General features: G+C 71.8%; 15 protein-coding genes. 6 read left to right on the forward strand and 9 right to left on the reverse strand.

What is annotated here, in order from left to right; all coding sequences use genetic code 11:
* Positions 1-55: 55 nt before the first annotated feature.
* The 4 genes from ABT288_RS09400 to ABT288_RS09415 form a co-directional block, all read right to left on the reverse strand.
* On the reverse strand, positions 56-853 hold the full coding sequence (locus ABT288_RS09400) for a DUF5336 domain-containing protein (RefSeq protein WP_351604425.1): 798 nt from the start codon (positions 851-853) through the stop codon (positions 56-58).
* An 82-nt stretch (positions 854-935) separates the two neighbouring features.
* Positions 936-1,895 carry an N-acetylmuramoyl-L-alanine amidase gene (locus ABT288_RS09405; RefSeq protein WP_351604427.1) on the reverse strand — a complete coding sequence of 320 codons (960 nt, stop codon included), beginning with the start codon at positions 1,893-1,895 and terminating at the stop codon, positions 936-938.
* 22 nt (positions 1,896-1,917) lie between these two features.
* Positions 1,918-2,571, reverse strand: coding sequence for a class I SAM-dependent methyltransferase (locus ABT288_RS09410; protein ID WP_351604428.1), 654 nt, complete (start codon positions 2,569-2,571; stop codon positions 1,918-1,920).
* 154 nt (positions 2,572-2,725) lie between these two features.
* Positions 2,726-4,471: an MFS transporter gene (locus ABT288_RS09415; RefSeq protein WP_351604430.1), complete on the reverse strand. Its 1,746-nt coding sequence runs from the start codon at positions 4,469-4,471 to the stop codon at positions 2,726-2,728.
* Between the two features lie 163 nt (positions 4,472-4,634).
* On the opposite strand from ABT288_RS09415, the gene ABT288_RS09420 reads away from it, so the two are divergent.
* Entirely contained in the window at positions 4,635-5,846 is a 1,212-nt protein-coding gene (locus ABT288_RS09420; RefSeq protein ID WP_351604432.1) for a lipid-transfer protein, read from the forward strand.
* Between the two features lie 64 nt (positions 5,847-5,910).
* Complete coding sequence (locus ABT288_RS09425) at positions 5,911-7,341, forward strand: MFS transporter (protein WP_351604434.1); 1,431 nt, start codon at positions 5,911-5,913, stop codon at positions 7,339-7,341.
* 52 nt (positions 7,342-7,393) lie between these two features.
* Here ABT288_RS09425 and ABT288_RS09430 read toward each other — a convergent pair whose 3' ends face one another.
* Entirely contained in the window at positions 7,394-8,035 is a 642-nt protein-coding gene (locus ABT288_RS09430) for a response regulator (protein ID WP_351604436.1), read from the reverse strand.
* A 312-nt stretch (positions 8,036-8,347) separates the two neighbouring features.
* Between ABT288_RS09430 and ABT288_RS09435 the strand changes: the two genes are divergently transcribed.
* Positions 8,348-9,916, forward strand: a complete 1,569-nt coding sequence (locus tag ABT288_RS09435) for an alpha-L-arabinofuranosidase B (protein ID WP_450859648.1) — start codon at positions 8,348-8,350, stop codon at positions 9,914-9,916.
* On the opposite strand, the gene ABT288_RS09440 is transcribed toward ABT288_RS09435, so the two are convergent.
* The 3 genes from ABT288_RS09440 to ABT288_RS09450 are packed head-to-tail and all read right to left on the reverse strand — an operon-like array spanning position 9,894 to position 12,865.
* Complete coding sequence (locus ABT288_RS09440; protein WP_351604440.1) at positions 9,894-11,168, reverse strand: sensor histidine kinase; 1,275 nt, start codon at positions 11,166-11,168, stop codon at positions 9,894-9,896. The two genes, ABT288_RS09435 and ABT288_RS09440, sit on opposite strands and share 23 nt — an antisense overlap.
* A gap of 18 nt (positions 11,169-11,186) precedes the next feature.
* Positions 11,187-11,903: an ABC transporter permease gene (locus ABT288_RS09445; RefSeq protein WP_351604442.1), complete on the reverse strand. Its 717-nt coding sequence runs from the start codon at positions 11,901-11,903 to the stop codon at positions 11,187-11,189.
* Positions 11,903-12,865: an ABC transporter ATP-binding protein gene (locus tag ABT288_RS09450; RefSeq protein WP_351604444.1), complete on the reverse strand. Its 963-nt coding sequence runs from the start codon at positions 12,863-12,865 to the stop codon at positions 11,903-11,905. The genes ABT288_RS09445 and ABT288_RS09450 overlap by 1 nt, the downstream gene beginning before the upstream one ends.
* A 242-nt stretch (positions 12,866-13,107) precedes the next feature.
* On the opposite strand from ABT288_RS09450, the gene chsH3 reads away from it, so the two are divergent.
* Genes chsH3 through ABT288_RS09465 form a run of 3 tightly spaced genes read left to right on the forward strand, consistent with a single transcriptional unit; the run spans position 13,108 to position 16,053 of the window.
* Positions 13,108-13,983 carry an enoyl-CoA hydratase ChsH3 gene (gene chsH3 / locus ABT288_RS09455; RefSeq protein ID WP_351604446.1) on the forward strand — a complete coding sequence of 292 codons (876 nt, stop codon included), beginning with the start codon at positions 13,108-13,110 and terminating at the stop codon, positions 13,981-13,983.
* A gap of 25 nt (positions 13,984-14,008) precedes the next feature.
* Positions 14,009-15,085, forward strand: a complete 1,077-nt coding sequence (locus ABT288_RS09460) for a Zn-dependent alcohol dehydrogenase (protein WP_351604448.1) — start codon at positions 14,009-14,011, stop codon at positions 15,083-15,085.
* Between the two features lie 14 nt (positions 15,086-15,099).
* Complete coding sequence (locus ABT288_RS09465; RefSeq protein ID WP_351604450.1) at positions 15,100-16,053, forward strand: 3-oxoacyl-ACP reductase; 954 nt, start codon at positions 15,100-15,102, stop codon at positions 16,051-16,053.
* 64 nt (positions 16,054-16,117) lie between these two features.
* Here the strand turns inward: ABT288_RS09465 and ABT288_RS09470 are convergent, their stop codons facing one another.
* The gene (locus ABT288_RS09470) at positions 16,118-16,276 is read right to left on the reverse strand and encodes a hypothetical protein (RefSeq protein ID WP_351604452.1); all 159 of its coding nucleotides are present in this window, start codon (positions 16,274-16,276) and stop codon (positions 16,118-16,120) included.
* Positions 16,277-16,339 lie beyond the last annotated feature (63 nt).

The raw sequence follows: 16,339 nt of genomic DNA on the forward strand, positions 1-16,339 counted from the left end.
GACAACGGCCCCCCGCCCGGAAGGGCGAGGGGCCGTGCTCGGCGGTGTGCGCGGCTCAGCCGCGCTGGATGCCGGAGGTGTCCTGGAGCACACCGCGGCGGCCGTCCTGGGTCTGCGCGACGAGCGCGGCACCGCGCTGCTCGACGGCCAGGTACCAGGTGCCCGGCGCCAGTTCGGCGATCGGGGTCGGCGAGCCGTCCTCCGCGAACAGCGGGCGGGTCACCGGCACGGCGAACCAGAACGGCGAGAAGTCCCCGGCGGGCGGCTGCGCGGGCGCCGGAGCACCCTGCGCGGCAGGCTGCTGGCCGAACGGCTGGCCCGGCTGCGGCTGGGCACCGTACGGCTGTCCCGGCTGCGGCTGGGCGCCCGGGTAGCCGTAACCACCGGGCGGCTGGGCGCCGTAGGGCTGCGGGGCGACCGGCTTGGGGGCCGGCATCAGAGCGGCCTGCAGCGGCGGGGAGAGCGGGGTGGCGATGGCGGCACCCGCGAGAACCAGAGCGGCGATGAGGCCGAGGATGAGACCGGCGCCGGCGTCCACACCGTCGGGCACGTCGATCAGCGTCCACAGCAGCGCCCAGGCCGCCAGGATCGGGAACGCGGTGCCGACCTGTCCGAGGTCGAGCCCGAGCACCTTGCGGGGCTGCGGCAGGCAGCGGTTGACGACGATGAGGACGGCACCGATCACCGCGCCCATGTAGATGCCCAGGCCTGTACCAAGGCTGTCCCACGCGTTCCGGCTCTCGCTGGTGCCGAAGCCGGAGAAGCTCTCGAAAGTGAGGAACGACGCGATGAACAGCACCACCGCTGCTCCGATCACCACGCCGTCGCCTCTAGTGAGGGAGCGGATATTCACTTCAGGTCCTTCGTAGTCGTCTCGTCGTCCGTAGACACTACCGTCCGCAAGATCCGGCTGTCCGGTCGGTTCCGCCCGTCGGTCACGAAGCGCGCAGGAAACTCACGATTCCCTCAGAGATCCCTTGCGCGGCCTTCTGCCGCCAGGCGCCGCTGGTCAGCAGTGCCGCGTCCTTGCTATCGCGCATGTTGCCGCACTCGATGAACACCTTCGGAACCGTTGACAGATTGAGACCGCCCAGGTCCGTACGTGTGACGAGACCGGTACCGTTCCCGAGGTAGTTGGACGGCGGCTCCCCGGTGTCGCGCACGAAGTTCCCGGCGATACGCACTCCGAGGTCGTGCGAGGGCCCGACGATCGGCCGGGTGTCGGCGGCACCCGCGTGCACGGACCCCGGCAGGATCACATGGAAGCCCCGGTTGCCCTCCACCGAACCGTCGGCGTGGATGGAGATCGCCGCGTCGGCGTGGGCGTCGTTGCCGATCCGGGCCCGCTCGTCCACACACGGCCCCCAGGCCGGGCTGTCGCCGTCGCGGGTCAGCTTCACCGTGGCGCCCTGCTGCTCCAGCAGCGTGCGCAGCCGGTGGGCGACGTCCAGGGTGAACCGGGCCTCGGTGTACCCGTCGTTGGTGGACGTCCCGGTGGTGTCGCACTCCTTCCAGTTCGTGCCGATGTCCACCTTGCGGTTGATCTCGGCCGTGTGCTGGAAGTTGCCGGGGTTGTGCCCGGGGTCGATGACGACGACCTTGCCCTTGAGCGGACCGGAGGCGGAACCTCCCGAGGGCTGCTTGCCGTCGTCCGTCGCGGAAGCGGAAGGGGAGGCCGAGTGACCGGACGACGAGGGCGCGGCGGACGTACCGGACGCCGGAGCGGCGGAGGCCGCACGGCCCGCGCCGCCGCTGCCGGCACCGCCGCCCACCGCCTCGTACACCACCCAGCCGAGCAGCGCACCGGGCACCAGCGCGGCGAGCGCCACGGTCAGCGGGCCGCGCCGGGGGCGGCGCGGCTGCGGGGAATCGAACTCCGGGCCTAGGTACGACACGTCTGTGACTCTAACCGGGGCCTCAGATCCCCGCTCCCGTTCGCCGCAGGACGCGCAGGGAGCCGGTCACCGAGACCTCCGTGAACGCCCCGGACCCGAGCGCCCGCAGGTACACGCGGTACGGCGCCTGCCCGGTGAACTCGTCCTCGGGCTCCGGGAAGACGTCGTGGATGACCAGCAGTCCCCCTTCGGCCACATGGGGCGCCCAGCCCTCGTAGTCGGCGCCCGCGTGCTCGTCGGTGTGGCCGCCGTCGACGAAGACGAGACCGAGCGGGGAGTTCCAGATGGCCGCGATCTGCGGGGAGCGGCCCACGAGGGCGACCACGTGCTCCTCCAGGCCCGCCCTGAACAGCGTCCGCCGGAAGGCCGGCAGGGTGTCCATCAGCCCCACCTCGGGGTCGACGGTCTCGGGGTCGTGGTAGTCCCACCCCGGCTGCTGCTCCTCACTGCCCCGGTGATGATCGACGGTCAGCGCGGTGACCCCCGCCTCACGGGCGGCGTCGGCGAGCAGCACGGTGGACCGCCCGCAGTACGTCCCGACCTCCAGCAACGGCAGCCCCAGCCGCCCCGCCTCCACCGCGGCCTCGTACAGCGCCAGCCCCTCGTCCACGGGCATGAACCCCTTGGCCGCCTCGAAAGCGGCCAGGATCTCGGGCTTGGGGGCGCTGGCGGGCATGGGCGGCCTTCCGGTCGTACGACTGTTCCAGCCGCCCATGCTGCCGCACCCCCGGTCAGCCATGTGACAGGGGGTGCGTTCCGAAGGGGCGCGGGGAACTGCGCGACCAGCCACGACGGAGCCGCACCCGCGATACGACAGAACCCCCCGAGCTCTAGGCGCTCACAGTCTCCCCAGGCAACGAAAGATCCAGCTCGACAGCCCGCTCCTCCCCGGAATGCGTCGCGGCGGAAGCAAGCGGGCCATGGCCGGAGGCCTTCGCGGCGAGCACGTACGCCCCCTGCGCCGGCACCGCGAGCACATAGCCGCCGTCCTCGTCGGAGACGGTCGCCCCCGCCTGCCGCCCCCGCCGGTCGATCAGCGTGACCTTGGCCCGGGCGACCGGGACACCGTCGGCGCCGAGCACCCGTCCCCGGAATCCCCGCAGCACCTCTTCGGCCCGCTCCAGCGAAGCGTCCTCCTCGCTGCTGGCCCGCAGCTGGGTGTGCTGCTGACCCGGCCGTGAGGCCTTCGGCAGGAACAGCGCGAGCAGCAGGCCCACCGCCACCGCGGCGGTCGCGATCAGGAAGGACACCCTGAAGCCGTGCATGGTCGGGATCGCGATGCCGCCCACGTTGTTCGCCGTGTTGGCGAGCACCATGCCGATGACGGCGCTGGACACCGACGTGCCGATGGACCGCATCAGCGTGTTCAGGCCGTTGGCCGCGCCGGTCTCCGAGGCCGGGACCGCGCCGACGATCAGCGCGGGCAGCGAGGAGTAGGCGAGGCCGATGCCCGCGCCGAGGACCACGGAGGTGACGATCGTCTGCCAGGCCGCGTCCATCAGGCCGAGCCCGCCGCCGTAGCCGATCGCGATGATCAGCAGGCCGATGATGAGGGTGACCTTCGGGCCGTACCTGGCGGACAGCCGGGCGTAGACCGGAGCCGTGAACATCATCGTCAGGCCCAGCGGGGCCACGCACAGACCCGCGACGACCATGGACTGGCCGAGGCCGTAGCCGGTGGCCTTGGGCAGCTGGAGCAGCTGGGGCAGGACCAGGGAGACGACGTAGAACGCCACGCCGACCATGATCGACGCGAGGTTGGTGAAGAGGACGGCCGGGCGCGCGGTGGTGCGCAGGTCGACCAGCGGCGCGCGGTGGCGCAGCTCGAACAGGCCCCACAGCAGGAGGACCGCGACCGACGCGCCGAACAGACCGAGCGTCGTACCCGAGGACCAGCCCCAGTCGCTGCCCTTGGTGATGGGCAGCAGGAGCAGCACCAGGCCGGTCGACAGGCCCATCGCGCCCAGCAGGTCGAAGGAGCCCTCGGCCCGCATCGGGGACTCGGGTACGACCAGGAGGGTCAGGACGATGGACAGCGCGCCGAGGCCGGCGGCGCCGTAGAACAGCGCGTGCCAGTTCGTGTGCTGTGCGACCAGGGCCGCGGCCGGCAGCGCGAGGCCGCCGCCGACGCCGATCGAGGAGCTCATCAGGGCCATGGCCGAGCCGAGCTTCTCGCGCGGCAGCATGTCCCGCATGAGGCCGATGCCGAGCGGGATCGCGCCCATGGCGAAGCCCTGGAGGGTCCGGCCGACGATCATGGTGAGCAGCTGGCTGGTGAGCGCGCTGACCAGGGCGCCGACCACCATCACGGCGAGGCTGAGGATCAGCATCCGCCGCTTGCCGTAGAGGTCGCCGAGCCGGCCCATGATCGGGGTGGCGACGGCGCCGGACAGGAGGGTCGAGGTGAGGACCCACGTGGCGTTGGAGGGAGCGGTGTGCAGCAGCTGCGGCAGGTCCTTGATGACCGGCACGAGCAGCGTCTGCATCACCGCGACGACGATGCCCGCGAAGGCGAGCACCGGTACCACGGCGCCGCCCGCTCTCCGGGCCGGCTGGTCGGTCGTCGTGTGGGTCATGGAGTCGAGGCCTCCCCGTAGGAATAAGTGACGGGTAAACCTCGTATGCACAGGCAACTATTCCGTTGCTTCGGGCCTCTAATCAATCCTTGACCGGCTCATGGGTTTCTGATCCGGCGTCAGGGGCTGGCGGGTTAATGGAACGCGTTCTAGTCTGCCCGCCATGAAGGCCTATGTCGCCGGGGTCGGGATGACCAGGTTCGAGAAGCCCGAGACCCGTTCATGGCAGTACTGGGACATGGTGCGGGAAGCGGGGACGGCGGCGCTGGAGGATGCCGGCGTTGCTTATGCCGATGTGGAACAGGTTCCCGTCGGCTACTGCTTCCAGCCCTCCACCGCCGGCCAGCGCGCCGCCTACGAACTCGGCCTGACCGGCATCCCCGTCTACAACGTCAACAACAACTGCGCGACCGGCTCGACCGCGCTGATGCTGGCCCGGCAGCTCGTCGAGGGCGGCGCCGCGGACTGCGTACTGGCGCTGGGCTTCGAGAAGATGAAGAAGGGCGCGCTGGGCGGGGGAGCCGACGGCGGGGCCCGCGGCGGAGCCGCTGATGACTGGAGCGCCACGTCTCCCGTCGCCCGGCACTACGGCGTCATGGCCGCCCGGCACGGCTTCGAGACGACCCCGCCGACCGCGCAGATCTTCGGCGACGCGGCCCGCGAGCACATGGAGCGGTACGGCACGACCGAGGCGCAGCTCGCCGCGGTCGCCGCCAAGAACCACCGGCACTCCGCGCACAACCCCTACGCCCAGTTCCGGGACGTGTACGACGTGGCCGGCATCCTCGCCTCCCGCACCGTGCACCGGCCGCTCACCAAGCTCCAGTGCTCGCCGACCTCGGACGGCGCGGCGGCCGTGGTCGTGGTGTCGCAGCGGTTCGCCGCGCAGCGCGGGCTCACCGGTCACGTGGAGATCGCCGGGCAGGCCATGACCACGGACACCGAGGAGTCCTTCGCGTCCGGCTCCTGCATCGACGTCGTCGGGCAGCCCATGTCCAGGGACGCGGCGCGCCAGGCGTACGAGCGTGCCGGGCTCGGCATCGAGGACGTGGACGTCATCGAGCTGCACGACTGCTTCTCGGTCAACGAACTGCTGACGTACGAGGCGCTCGGCATGTGCGCCCCCGGGGAGTCCGGGAAGCTCGTCGAGTCCGGCGCGACGACGTACGGCGGCCGCTGGGTGGTGAACCCGTCGGGCGGGCTGATCTCCAAGGGGCATCCGCTGGGCGCGACCGGCCTGGCCCAGACCGCCGAGCTGGTGTGGCAGCTGCGCGGCACGGCGGGGGAGCGGCAGGTGCCGGGCGCGCGGGTGGGGCTCGCGCACAACATCGGGCTGGGCGGCGCGGCGGTGGTGACGGTGCTGCGAGCGGTGTAGGCCGCACGACCTAGGCACCCGTGGTCCGAAATGCCGATGCAAGGACCGTAACCGGGTTGAGAGCATGACACCCATGCTGGAAGCCGCCGACACCACACCCCTCATATCCCGCCGTACGACCGCGCCGACCTGGCTGGTCGTGGCGCTCGCCTGCGCCGGACAGTTCCTGGTCGTCCTCGACGTGTCGGTGGTGAACGTCGCCCTGCCGTCCATGCGGACCGGCCTCGGCCTCACCGCGTCCGGACTGCAGTGGGTGGTGAACGCCTACGCCATCGCCTTCGCCGGGTTCATGCTGCTCGGCGGCCGGGCCGGCGACCTGTACGGGCGCAAGCGGATGTTCCTCGTCGGCCTCGGCCTGTTCACGCTGGCCTCGCTGGGCGGCGGCCTCGCCCAGGAGGGCTGGCAGCTGCTGCTGGCGCGGGCCGTGCAGGGGCTGGGCGCGGCGGTGCTGGCCCCCTCCACGCTGACCCTGCTGACCTCCGCGGTGCCGGAGGGCGCGGCGCGGGCGCGCGCGATCGCCACCTGGACCGCGGTCGGCGCCGGTGGCGGGGCCGCGGGCGGACTGGTCGGCGGGGTGCTCGTGGACGTGCTCTCCTGGCGCTGGGTGCTGCTGATCAACGTGCCGGTGGGCGCGCTGGTGCTGGCCGGCTCGGTGCGCCGGCTCACCGAGGGCCGGGCCGGCGACGGGCGGCGGCTGGACCTGCCGGGCGCGCTGCTGGTCACGGCGGGCCTCGCGACCCTCGCCTACGGCATCTCGCAGACGGAGGCCGAGGGCTGGACGGCCCCCGCCACGCTGCTGCCGCTGTGCGCCGGGTTGGCGCTCATCGCCCTGTTCCTGCTGGTCGAGGCGCGTACGGCGGCCCCGCTGATGCCGCTCGGCCTGCTGCGGCTGCGCTCGGTCGCCTCGGCCAACGCGGCGATGTTCCTCTCCGGCTCGGCCATGTTCTGCATGTGGTACTTCATGACCCTGTACGCCCAGAACGTCCTCGGCTACACGCCGCTGCAGGCCGGGTTCGCGCTGGTTCCCAGCTCGCTGTCCGTGGTCGTCGGTTCGAAGCTCGCGCCGCGCCTGATGCGGTCGGCCGGTCCGCGGACCGTGGCGGTGCTGGGCACGCTGGTGGCCGCGGCCGGCTTCGGCCGGCAGTCGACGATGAGCGCGCACGCGGCGTACGTCACCGCGATCATGATCCCCGGGATCCTGATGATGCTCGGCGCGGGCCTCGCGGCGACCCCGCTCGCCTCCCTGGCCACGTCCGGGGCGGCACCGGGCGAGGCCGGTGTGGTGTCGGGGCTGGTCAACACCTCGCGCACGATGGGCGGTTCGCTCGGGCTCGCCGTGATGTCGACCGTCGCCGCGGCCGGCACGGGCAGCGGCCACGGCCCCGGGGCGCTGACCGACGGCTACGCGCTGGCCTTCCGGACCAGCACGGCGGTGCTGCTGGGCGGGGCGGTGCTGATGCTGCTGTGGCTGCCGCGGAAGAACCCGTCGACGTGAGGCAGCGGTCCGGGCCGCCCATGCCACGAGCCGGCGATGGTGATCCAGTGGTTCACAGCCACCCCTGCTGCCGGGCCTCGCGGACCGCCTCCGCCCGGTTCCGGGTGCCCGTCTTGCCGATCGCCGAGGACAGGTAGTTGCGGACGGTGGACTCGGACAGGTGCAGCTTGCCGGCGATGTCGGCGACGGTCGCCCCGTCCACGGAGGCCTTCAGCACATCGCACTCACGGGCCGTCAGCGGACTGGGCCCGGCGCTGAGCGCGGCGGCGGCCAGCGCGGGGTCCACGACGGTCTCCCCGGTGAGCACGCGCCGGATCGCCGCGGCCAGTTCCTCCACCGGCCCGTCCTTCACGAGGAACCCGGCCGCCCCGGCCTCCATGGCCCGGCGCAGATAGCCGGGCCGGCCGAAGGTGGTGAGGATCAGCACCCGGCAGTCGGGCGCCTGCTCGCGCAGCTCGGCCGCCGCGTCCAGCCCGCTGATGCCCGGCAGCTCGATGTCCAGCAGGGCCACGTCCGGCCGGTGGGTGAGCACGGCGTCCACGATGCCGTCGCCCGAGCCCAGTTGGGACACCACGTCGATGTCCTCCTCCATACCGAGCAGCAGGGCGAGCGCACCCCGCATCATGCCCTGGTCCTCGGCGAGCAGCACCCGAATCGACGTGCCGGTCCGGTGCTCCCGGGGCATCTCGTTCATGGTCACAGGTTACGGCCGGAAACCCCGGTCCATCGCAGCCCTCGGTCCACCGGCCTCGCCGGACATCGCCTGGCCGATGCCCGAAGAGACGGATTTCTTCCGATCGTTGCCCAGGGTACGGGCAGCCGCCGTCGATTAAAGACTTGGCATTGTCCGATGCGGCGGGGGTTGACGGTCTCAGGCGCTGCTCAAACAATCGCCCCTGCATTTCCAGGAATCCATGCAATTTCCACCGTCGAATAGGTTCGGTATTTCGATCGAACAGTGTCCGAGATATCGAACCTGAGAGTCCCAGAGAATCCGAGGTGCCTCGTGCCCGTGAGCTCCCCCCACGTCCGCCCCCGGCGGCTGAGAAGCGCCGCCCTGTCCGTGCTCGCCGTCTGCGCGACCCTCGCCGCGCTGCTGCTCGGCGTCGGCACGCCCCAGGCCGCCGCCGCGAGTTCGCTGCCCTGTGACGTCTACGCCGCCGCGGGCACCCCCTGCGTCGCCGCGCACAGCCTGGTCCGGGCGCTGTACTCCTCGTACAACGGCCCGCTCTACCGGGTGCAGCGGGCCTCGGACGGCGCCACGAAGGACATCGGGCTGCTGACCGCCGGCGGTTACGCCGACGCCGCCGCCCAGGACTCCTTCTGCTCCGGCACGACCTGCATCATCACCAGGATCTACGACCAGTCCTCCCGCCACAACGACCTCACCGTCGAGGGTGCGGGCGGGGCCGGGAAGGCCGATGTCGGGGCGCCCGCCGACGCGCTGCCGGTGACCGTCGGCGGCCACCAGGTCTACGGCCTGGAGATCTCCGCCGGCATGGGCTACCGGAACGACGCCACCTCCGGCGTCGCCACCAACGGCGCCGCCGAGGGGATGTACATGGTGACCTCCGGCACCCACGTCAACGGCGCCTGCTGCTTCGACTACGGCAACGCCGAGACCAACAACAAGGACACCGGCAACGGCCACATGGACGCCATCAACTTCGGCACCGAGTGCTGGTTCTCCCCCTGCTACGGACAGGGCCCCTGGGTGCAGGCCGACCTGGAGAACGGGCTGTTCCAGTCCGACGCCGGATACAGCAAGAACTCCGCCGACACGGGCACCGGACCCCTGCCGTTCGTGACCGCGCTGCTCAAGAACAACGGCCAGAACCATTTCGCACTCAAATGGGGGAATGCACAATCCGGTGGGCTGACGACCACCTATTCCGGAGGTGAGCCGACCACGAGCGGATACTCGCCCATGCACCAGGAGGGCGCGATCGTCCTCGGCACCGGCGGCGACAACAGCAACGGCTCCATCGGCTCCTTCTTCGAGGGCGTCATGACCTCCGGCATCCCGACCGACGCCGCCGACAACGCCGTCCAGGCCGACATCGTCTCCGTCGGCTACGGCGGCGCGACCGGCAGCGCCGGCACGCTCGGCGCCGGCTCCGAGATCTCGCTGCGCGCCACCACCTCCTGCTGCACCGGCGACTACGTCCGCCACCAGAACAACGCCGGCGTCGTCTCCGCCATCACCTCCGGCAGCTCCGGCCTGGACAAGAACGACGCCACCTGGATCGTCCGCAAGGGACTCGCGAGCAGCTCCTGCGTCTCCTTCGAGTCACGCAACTACCCCGGCGACTACCTGCGCCACTACAACTACAAGCTCTACCGGCAGCCCATGGACGGCACCGCCCAGTTCCGGGCCGACGCCACCTTCTGTCCGCAGACCGGCAAGAGCGGCACCGGCACCTCGTTCGCCTCGTACAACTACCCGACGAGGTACCTGCGCCACTACGACTACAACCTGTACATAGCGAGCGACGGCGGGTCCAACGACTTCGACAGCAGCACGTCCTGGACCGACGACGTCACCTGGGCGGTCAGCCCGCCCTGGGCGCCGTAGCCACCGCCTTGGCGAACTCCGCCGACTGAACCGGGAGTTCGGCGGTCACCGTGAAACCGCCGCGCGGCGACGGGCCGGCCGTGAGCGAGCCGCCCGCCGCCGCGAGGCGCTCGGTGAGCCCCTTCAGTCCGGTGCCGCCGATGCCCTGCTGGGGCCGGCTGACCGCCTTGCCGCTGCCGTTGTCGGTGACGGTGAGCCGGGCCTGCTCGGCCCCGCTCTCGACGGTGATCTCACAGCGGTGCGCGTCGCTGTGCCGGACCACGTTCGTCACCGCCTCACGCACCACCCAGCTCAGCAGCGCCTCCGTCTGCGGTTCGAGCGGTGCCCCCGACTGCCGTACCACCGCCTCCACACTCGCCGCCGACAGCGCCGAACGGGCCCGGGCCAGCTCGGTGGCCAGGCTTCCCTCCCGGTAGCCGGTCACCGCCTCGCGGATCTCGGTGAGCGCCTGCCGGCCCACCGACTCGATGTCCGTGATCTGGCCCAGCGCCGCGTCCATGTCGCGCGCGGCCAGCCGCCGGGCCGCCTCCGACTTCACCACGATCACCGACAGCGTGTGCCCGAGCAGGTCGTGCAGATCCCGGGAGAAGCGCAGCCGCTCCTTCTCCACCGCGCGCCGTGCCAACTCCTCGCGGGCGGCACGCAGTTCCCGTACGGCCTCGGACAGGCCGAGGATGGCGGCGGTCACCATGCTGGACAGGAAGGTGGCATAGCCGATGTTCGTCGCGTCCCCCCAGCCGCCGCGGACGGCGGAGACGCAGGCCGCGTACACCGTCAGCAGCAGACCCGTGCGGCCCAGCCACGGCCCGCGCAGGGCGGCGCCCACGGCGAGGCCGAGCAACGGGAAGAACATCAGCCAGTTGCCGCCGTAGCCGAGGGCGAGGCCCGTGGTCACCAGGACCATGAGGAGCAGCGCCACCCGGGTGGAGGCGGCCGCCCGCCTCTCGCGGTCGAAGGAGCGGAAGGTGACGTAGATGTACAGGGAGTTGAAGGCGATCAGGCCCAGCCCGCCGACCCATGGGCTGGGGGTCTTGCCCTGGAGCAGGTTGGAGAAGGACCCCATCCCCATCAGCAGCCAGGGCAGCAGGGCGAAGCCGGTGGGCGGCGGGCCCGGATGGTCGACGTCCGGCGCCCTGCCCTCCTTCCGGGCCGCCCGCTGCGCGGCCTTGAAGCGTTCGTGCTCGGCCCGCCACTGGCGCCGCTCGGCCCGAAAGGCCTGTAGCTGGCACCCAACTCCCCGTACCCACGTCATGTCTGATGTTTCCCCCGGTCAGATGGTCCCCGCACGACGGCGGTACGACAGCACAGCGTACGAACCGAACAGAAAGAGCCAGGCCGTCAGCACGATGATGGCACCGGCACCCGGTGCGTGCCCCTCGGATACGGCGGTGCCCAGCTGGGCGAACCGATGGGTGGGGGTGTACGCCGACAGGGCCTGCAGCCAGCCGGGAAACAGGCTGATCGGGAACCACAGGCCGCCGAGCACCGCGAGCCCCAGGTTGCACGCCATGTTGACCACGCCGGTGCTCGGCCCGGTCAGCCGGTAGCCGTTGCCGAGGCCGAGCAGCGTGAACGGGACCGAGCCGAGCCACAGCAGCAGCGCGATCGCCGCCCACTGGCCGGCCGCCAGCCGTACGCCGTTGAACAGTCCGCCCGCCGCCAGTACCGCGACGATCGAGGGCAGCACGGTCACCACACCGGTCAGGGCCCGACCGGTCACCACCTCGCGTGGGGTCATGGGGGTCACGCGGAGCTGCCGCAGCCAGCCGGTCGCGCGGTCCTCGGCCACCGCGCCGCCGGTGTTCAGCGCGGAGCCCACGGCGCCGTAGGCGGCCATGCCGACCATGGCCGCCGTGCGCTGGCCGCTGTCTTCGCCGCCGAGGTTGGTGAACAGGAGGTACATCATTACCGGCATGGCAATTCCGCCGATGACGAAGCCGGGGTCGCGCAGGGTGCGGCAGGTTTCCAGGCGGATGTAGGCGAGCATCAGACGGTCGTCCTTCGAGTGCGGGATGTGTGTGGTCGCTCGCGCAGTTCCCCGCGCCCCTCGGGGGCGCCTCCCCTGGCCGTCAGGGCCAGGAACGCGTCGTCCAAGGACGCCGGAGTCACCTCCAGCCCCCTGATGGCCCCCAGCTCGGCCAAGGCGATCACCGTCGCGTCCGAGTCGTCGGTGCGCAGCCGGACCCTGTCGCCCTGCACCTCCACCGAGTGCACCCCGGGCAGCAGGCCGAAGGACTCCGGTTCCCGCCCCGCCAGGTCCACGGCGACCAGGTTGCCGCTCGCCGCGCGCCGCAGCTCCTCGCCCGTGCCGTCGGCGACGACCCGGCCCCGGTCGATGACCACGATCCGGTCGGCGTACGCGTCCGCCTCCTGCAGGTAGTGCGTGGAGAAGAGCACGGTGTGGCCGCGCCGGGCGTACGTGCGCATCGACTCCCAGAACGCGTGCCGTGCCTCCACGTCCAGCGCCGCCGTCGGCTCGTCCAGCACCAGCAGCGCGGGGTTCCCGGCCAGCGCGAGCGCGAACCGCACCCGCTGGACCTGACCCCCGGACAGCCGGTCCACCCGCCGCCCGGCCAGGTCCGCGATCCCGGCCAGCTCCAGGGCCCGCGCCACCGGCATCGGCGCCGGACAGCGGGAGGCCAGGAAGGTGACCAGCTCGCCCACGGTGACCCGGGGCACCGGGCGGGCGTCCTGGAGCATCGCACCCACCCGGCCCGCGCGCACCGACCGCTCGGGCGCCGCGCCGAACAGTTCCACGGCGCCGGCGTCGGGCTCGTACAGCCCGAGCAGCAGGCCGATCGTGGTCGACTTGCCGGCGCCGTTGCGGCCCAGCAGCGCCACGGTCTCCCCGCGCCCGATCCGCAGGTCCACCCCGTCCACGGCGCGCACCGCGCCGTACGTCTTGACCGCCCCCGTGAAGGACACGGCGGTGTTCTCCGTCTGTGTCATGCCTACGACGCTAGGGAGCGCGGGCCCGCCCCGGCAGATGCGCATGTACGGACTCGGGCAGTACGAATGTCACTGTCCCGCTGAGCTGACACAGTGTCAGGAGCCTTCACAACTGTGGAGCCCTGGGCTATACAGAGGGCGCCGGACTGGAACGCGTTCTAGATCGGCCCGTAGCGACCTCGGTGCGGCCGACGGTGCGGACGTCCGCACCGGGGTCTTGAACCGCCAGTGTCAGGAGCCGTATGCCCATCGACGCAAGCCGAGCCCTCGCGGCCGGACCCCGGACCGGCGAGATCTCCTGGACCACCAAGGACGTCCAGCTCTACCACCTCGGCATCGGCGCGGGAGCCAACCCCGACAAGGACGCCCCCGCCACCGACCCCGACGAGCTGCGCTACACCCTGGAGTCCCGGCTGCACGTCCTGCCGAGCTTCGCCACCGTCGCCGGCTCCGGCGCGCCCGGCGTGATCAGCGGGCTGTCCATGCCCGGTGTCGAGGTCGAGCTCGCCAAGGTCCTGCACGGCGGACAGACCCTGGAGATCCACCGCCCCATCCCGGCCGAGGGCACGGCGACCGCGACCCACCGGCTCGCCGCCGTCTACGACAAGGGCAAGGCCGCCATCCTGGTCCTGCGCACGGAGGTCGCCGACGCCGACGGCCCGCTGTGGACGAACGACGCCCAGATCTTCGTACGGGGGGAGGGCGGGTGGGGCGGCGACCGGGGCCCCTCCAACCGGCTCGATCCGCCCAGCGGTGAACCGGACAGGATCGTCGAACGCCCCGTCCGCGAGGACCAGGCCCTCCTCTACCGCCTCTCCGGCGACTGGAACCCGCTGCACGCCGACCCCGAGTTCGCCAAGCTCGCCGGCTTCGACAAGCCCATCCTGCACGGCCTGTGCACCTACGGCATCACGCTCAAGGCGGTCGTGGACACGCTGCTCGGCGGCGACGTGAGCCGGGTGCGGTCGTACGCCACCCGGTTCGCGGGCGTCGTCTACCCGGGGGAGACCCTGCGCATCCGCATGTGGCGGCAGGACGGAAGCGTGCGGGTGGCCGTGAGCGCCGTCGAGCGGGGGGATGCGCCGGTCCTCGTGGACACCGTCGTAGAGCACTCCTGAAACCAGCATCGAGGGGAGCCGCACCATGCGCGCAGCCGTACTGCACGAGATCGGCCAGGAAAAGCTGGAGGTCCTCGACGACGTCGAGGCGGTGGGCTTCGGCCCCGGCAGGGTCAGGGTCCGGGTGCGGGCGACGGGGCTGTGCCACTCGGACCTGTCCGCGATGAACGGGGTGCTGCCGCAGCCCGCGCCGTTCGTGCCGGGGCACGAGGGTGCGGGCGAGATCCTCGAAGTGGGGGAGGGCGTAAGGCACTTGAAGGCGGGCGACCGGGTCGTCATCTGCTGGCTGCCCGCCTGCGGCGCCTGTCCGGCCTGCAGGCGCGGGCAGACCGAGCTGTGCCTGGCCGGGTTCATGAACGCGGGCACCCCCAACTTCAGGCGCTCCGGCGGTGACGTCTTCGGCTTCGCCGGCACCGGCACCTTCGCCGAGGAGGTCGTGGTCGACGCCGGCTGCGCGGTGCCGATCCCGGACGACGTGCCCTTCGACATCGCCGCGCTGATCGGCTGCGGGGTCACCACCGGTCTCGGTGCCGCCCTCAACACCGCCGATGTGGAGGCCGGTTCGTCGGTCGCCGTCATCGGGTGCGGAGGGGTCGGCATCTCGGCGGTGCAAGGGGCGCGGCTGAAGGGCGCCGCCGAGATCGTCGCCGTGGACCCGGTCGCCTCCCGGCGCGAGTCGGCCCTCAGGTTCGGGGCCACGAAGGCGGTCGCGCCGGAGGAGCTGGCCGACGCCAAGCAGCAGGTCACCGGCGGCGAGGGCTTCGACTACGTCTTCGAGGTCGTCGGGAGGTCCGCCACCGCCCGCACCGCCTACGAGAACACCCGGCGCGGCGGCACCCTCGTCGTGGTCGGCGCCGGCGCCATGGACGACTTCCTGCGGCTCAACATGTTCGAGCTGTTCTTCGACGAGAAGCGCATCCTGCCGTCCATGTACGGCGGCGGCGACGTGCTGCGCTCCTACGAGCGCACCATCGCCCTGTGGCGGGCCGGCCGCGTCGACCTGGCGGGCCTGATCACCCACCGGGTCCAACTGACCGGGATCAACGAGGCACTGGACCAGATGCGTACCGGGACCGCCCTGCGTACGTGCATCGAGATCTGAGGACGGGGACCGGCATGGCACTGCCATCCGAGGGACCTTTGAAGGGGCTGTCCGCCGTCGTCACGGGTGCGGGACGCGGGCTCGGCCGGGCCGAGGCCCTGGAACTCGCGCGGCTCGGCGCGGCCGTCGTCGTCAACGACTACGGGCAGCCCGGCCGGGACGGCTCGGGGGAGGCCTCGGCGGGACCGGCCGAACAGGTCGCCGCCGAGATCCGCGCACAAGGCGGCCGGGCGGTCGCCCACACCGGAGACGTCGCCGACTTCCAACAGGCCGAAGAGCTGGTGCAGTCGGCGATCGCCGAGTTCGGCAGGCTCGACATCCTCGTCAACAACGCGGGCATCCTGCGTGACCGCATGGTCTTCTCCATGACCGAGGACGAGTGGGACTCGGTGATCCGCGTCCACCTCAAGGGCCACTTCAACACCACCCACTTCGCCGCCCGGCACTGGCGGGAGCGGTCCAAGGCGGCCGGGGGGGAGAAGGTCTACGGGCGGATCGTCAACACCTCCTCGGAGGCGTTCCTCGCCGGCTCCGCCGGGCAGCCCAACTACGCTGCCGCGAAAGGCGGAATCGTCGGCCTGACCACCTCCACCGCCCTCGCCCTCGCCAGGTACGGCGTCACGGCCAACGCCATCTGCCCGCGCGCCCGGACCCGGATGACCGAGGACGTCTTCGCCGGGTTCGAGCAGCCCACCGAGGGTCTGGACCCGCTGGCCCCCGAGCATGTCGCCCCGCTCGTCGGCTACCTGGCCGCACCGGCCGCCGCCCGGGTCAACGGGCAGCTGCTCGTCGTGCACGGCGGCATGGTCGCGATCGTCGAACGGCCGCGGGTGCAGGCGAAGTTCGACAGCAAGCAGGAGACGTTCAGCTACGACGAGCTCGACGCGCTGCTCACCCCGCACTACGCGGACCGGCCGCCGGGGGAGACCTTCGCGGCTGCGGAGGTGCTGGGGCTGAAGCGTGGGTGACAACGGGTGAGGAAAGACGGAGAGGGGGCGCCCGTCGGACGCCCCCTCCTTTCGTTTCCCACCGTCAGGCAGCCGCCTCCGCGGTCTCCTCGGCCGGCTTGCGGTGCCGGCCGTGCGGAGCGGACTCGCTCTCCTGGGCCGCGATCTGGCCCCGGTGCCGGCCGTGGCCGGCAGCCTCCTGAGAGTCGGCAGACAGCTGGTTCGTGGTGCTGGTGTCGCTCATCGGAAGTATTCACCCCGTCAACATGATCTTTCGTACAGCCGGGCGAGTCTAACCGGCGCACCA

This window comes from Streptomyces sp. NPDC001093 (genome assembly GCF_040298985.1).
Lineage (GTDB): Bacteria > Actinomycetota > Actinomycetes > Streptomycetales > Streptomycetaceae > Streptomyces.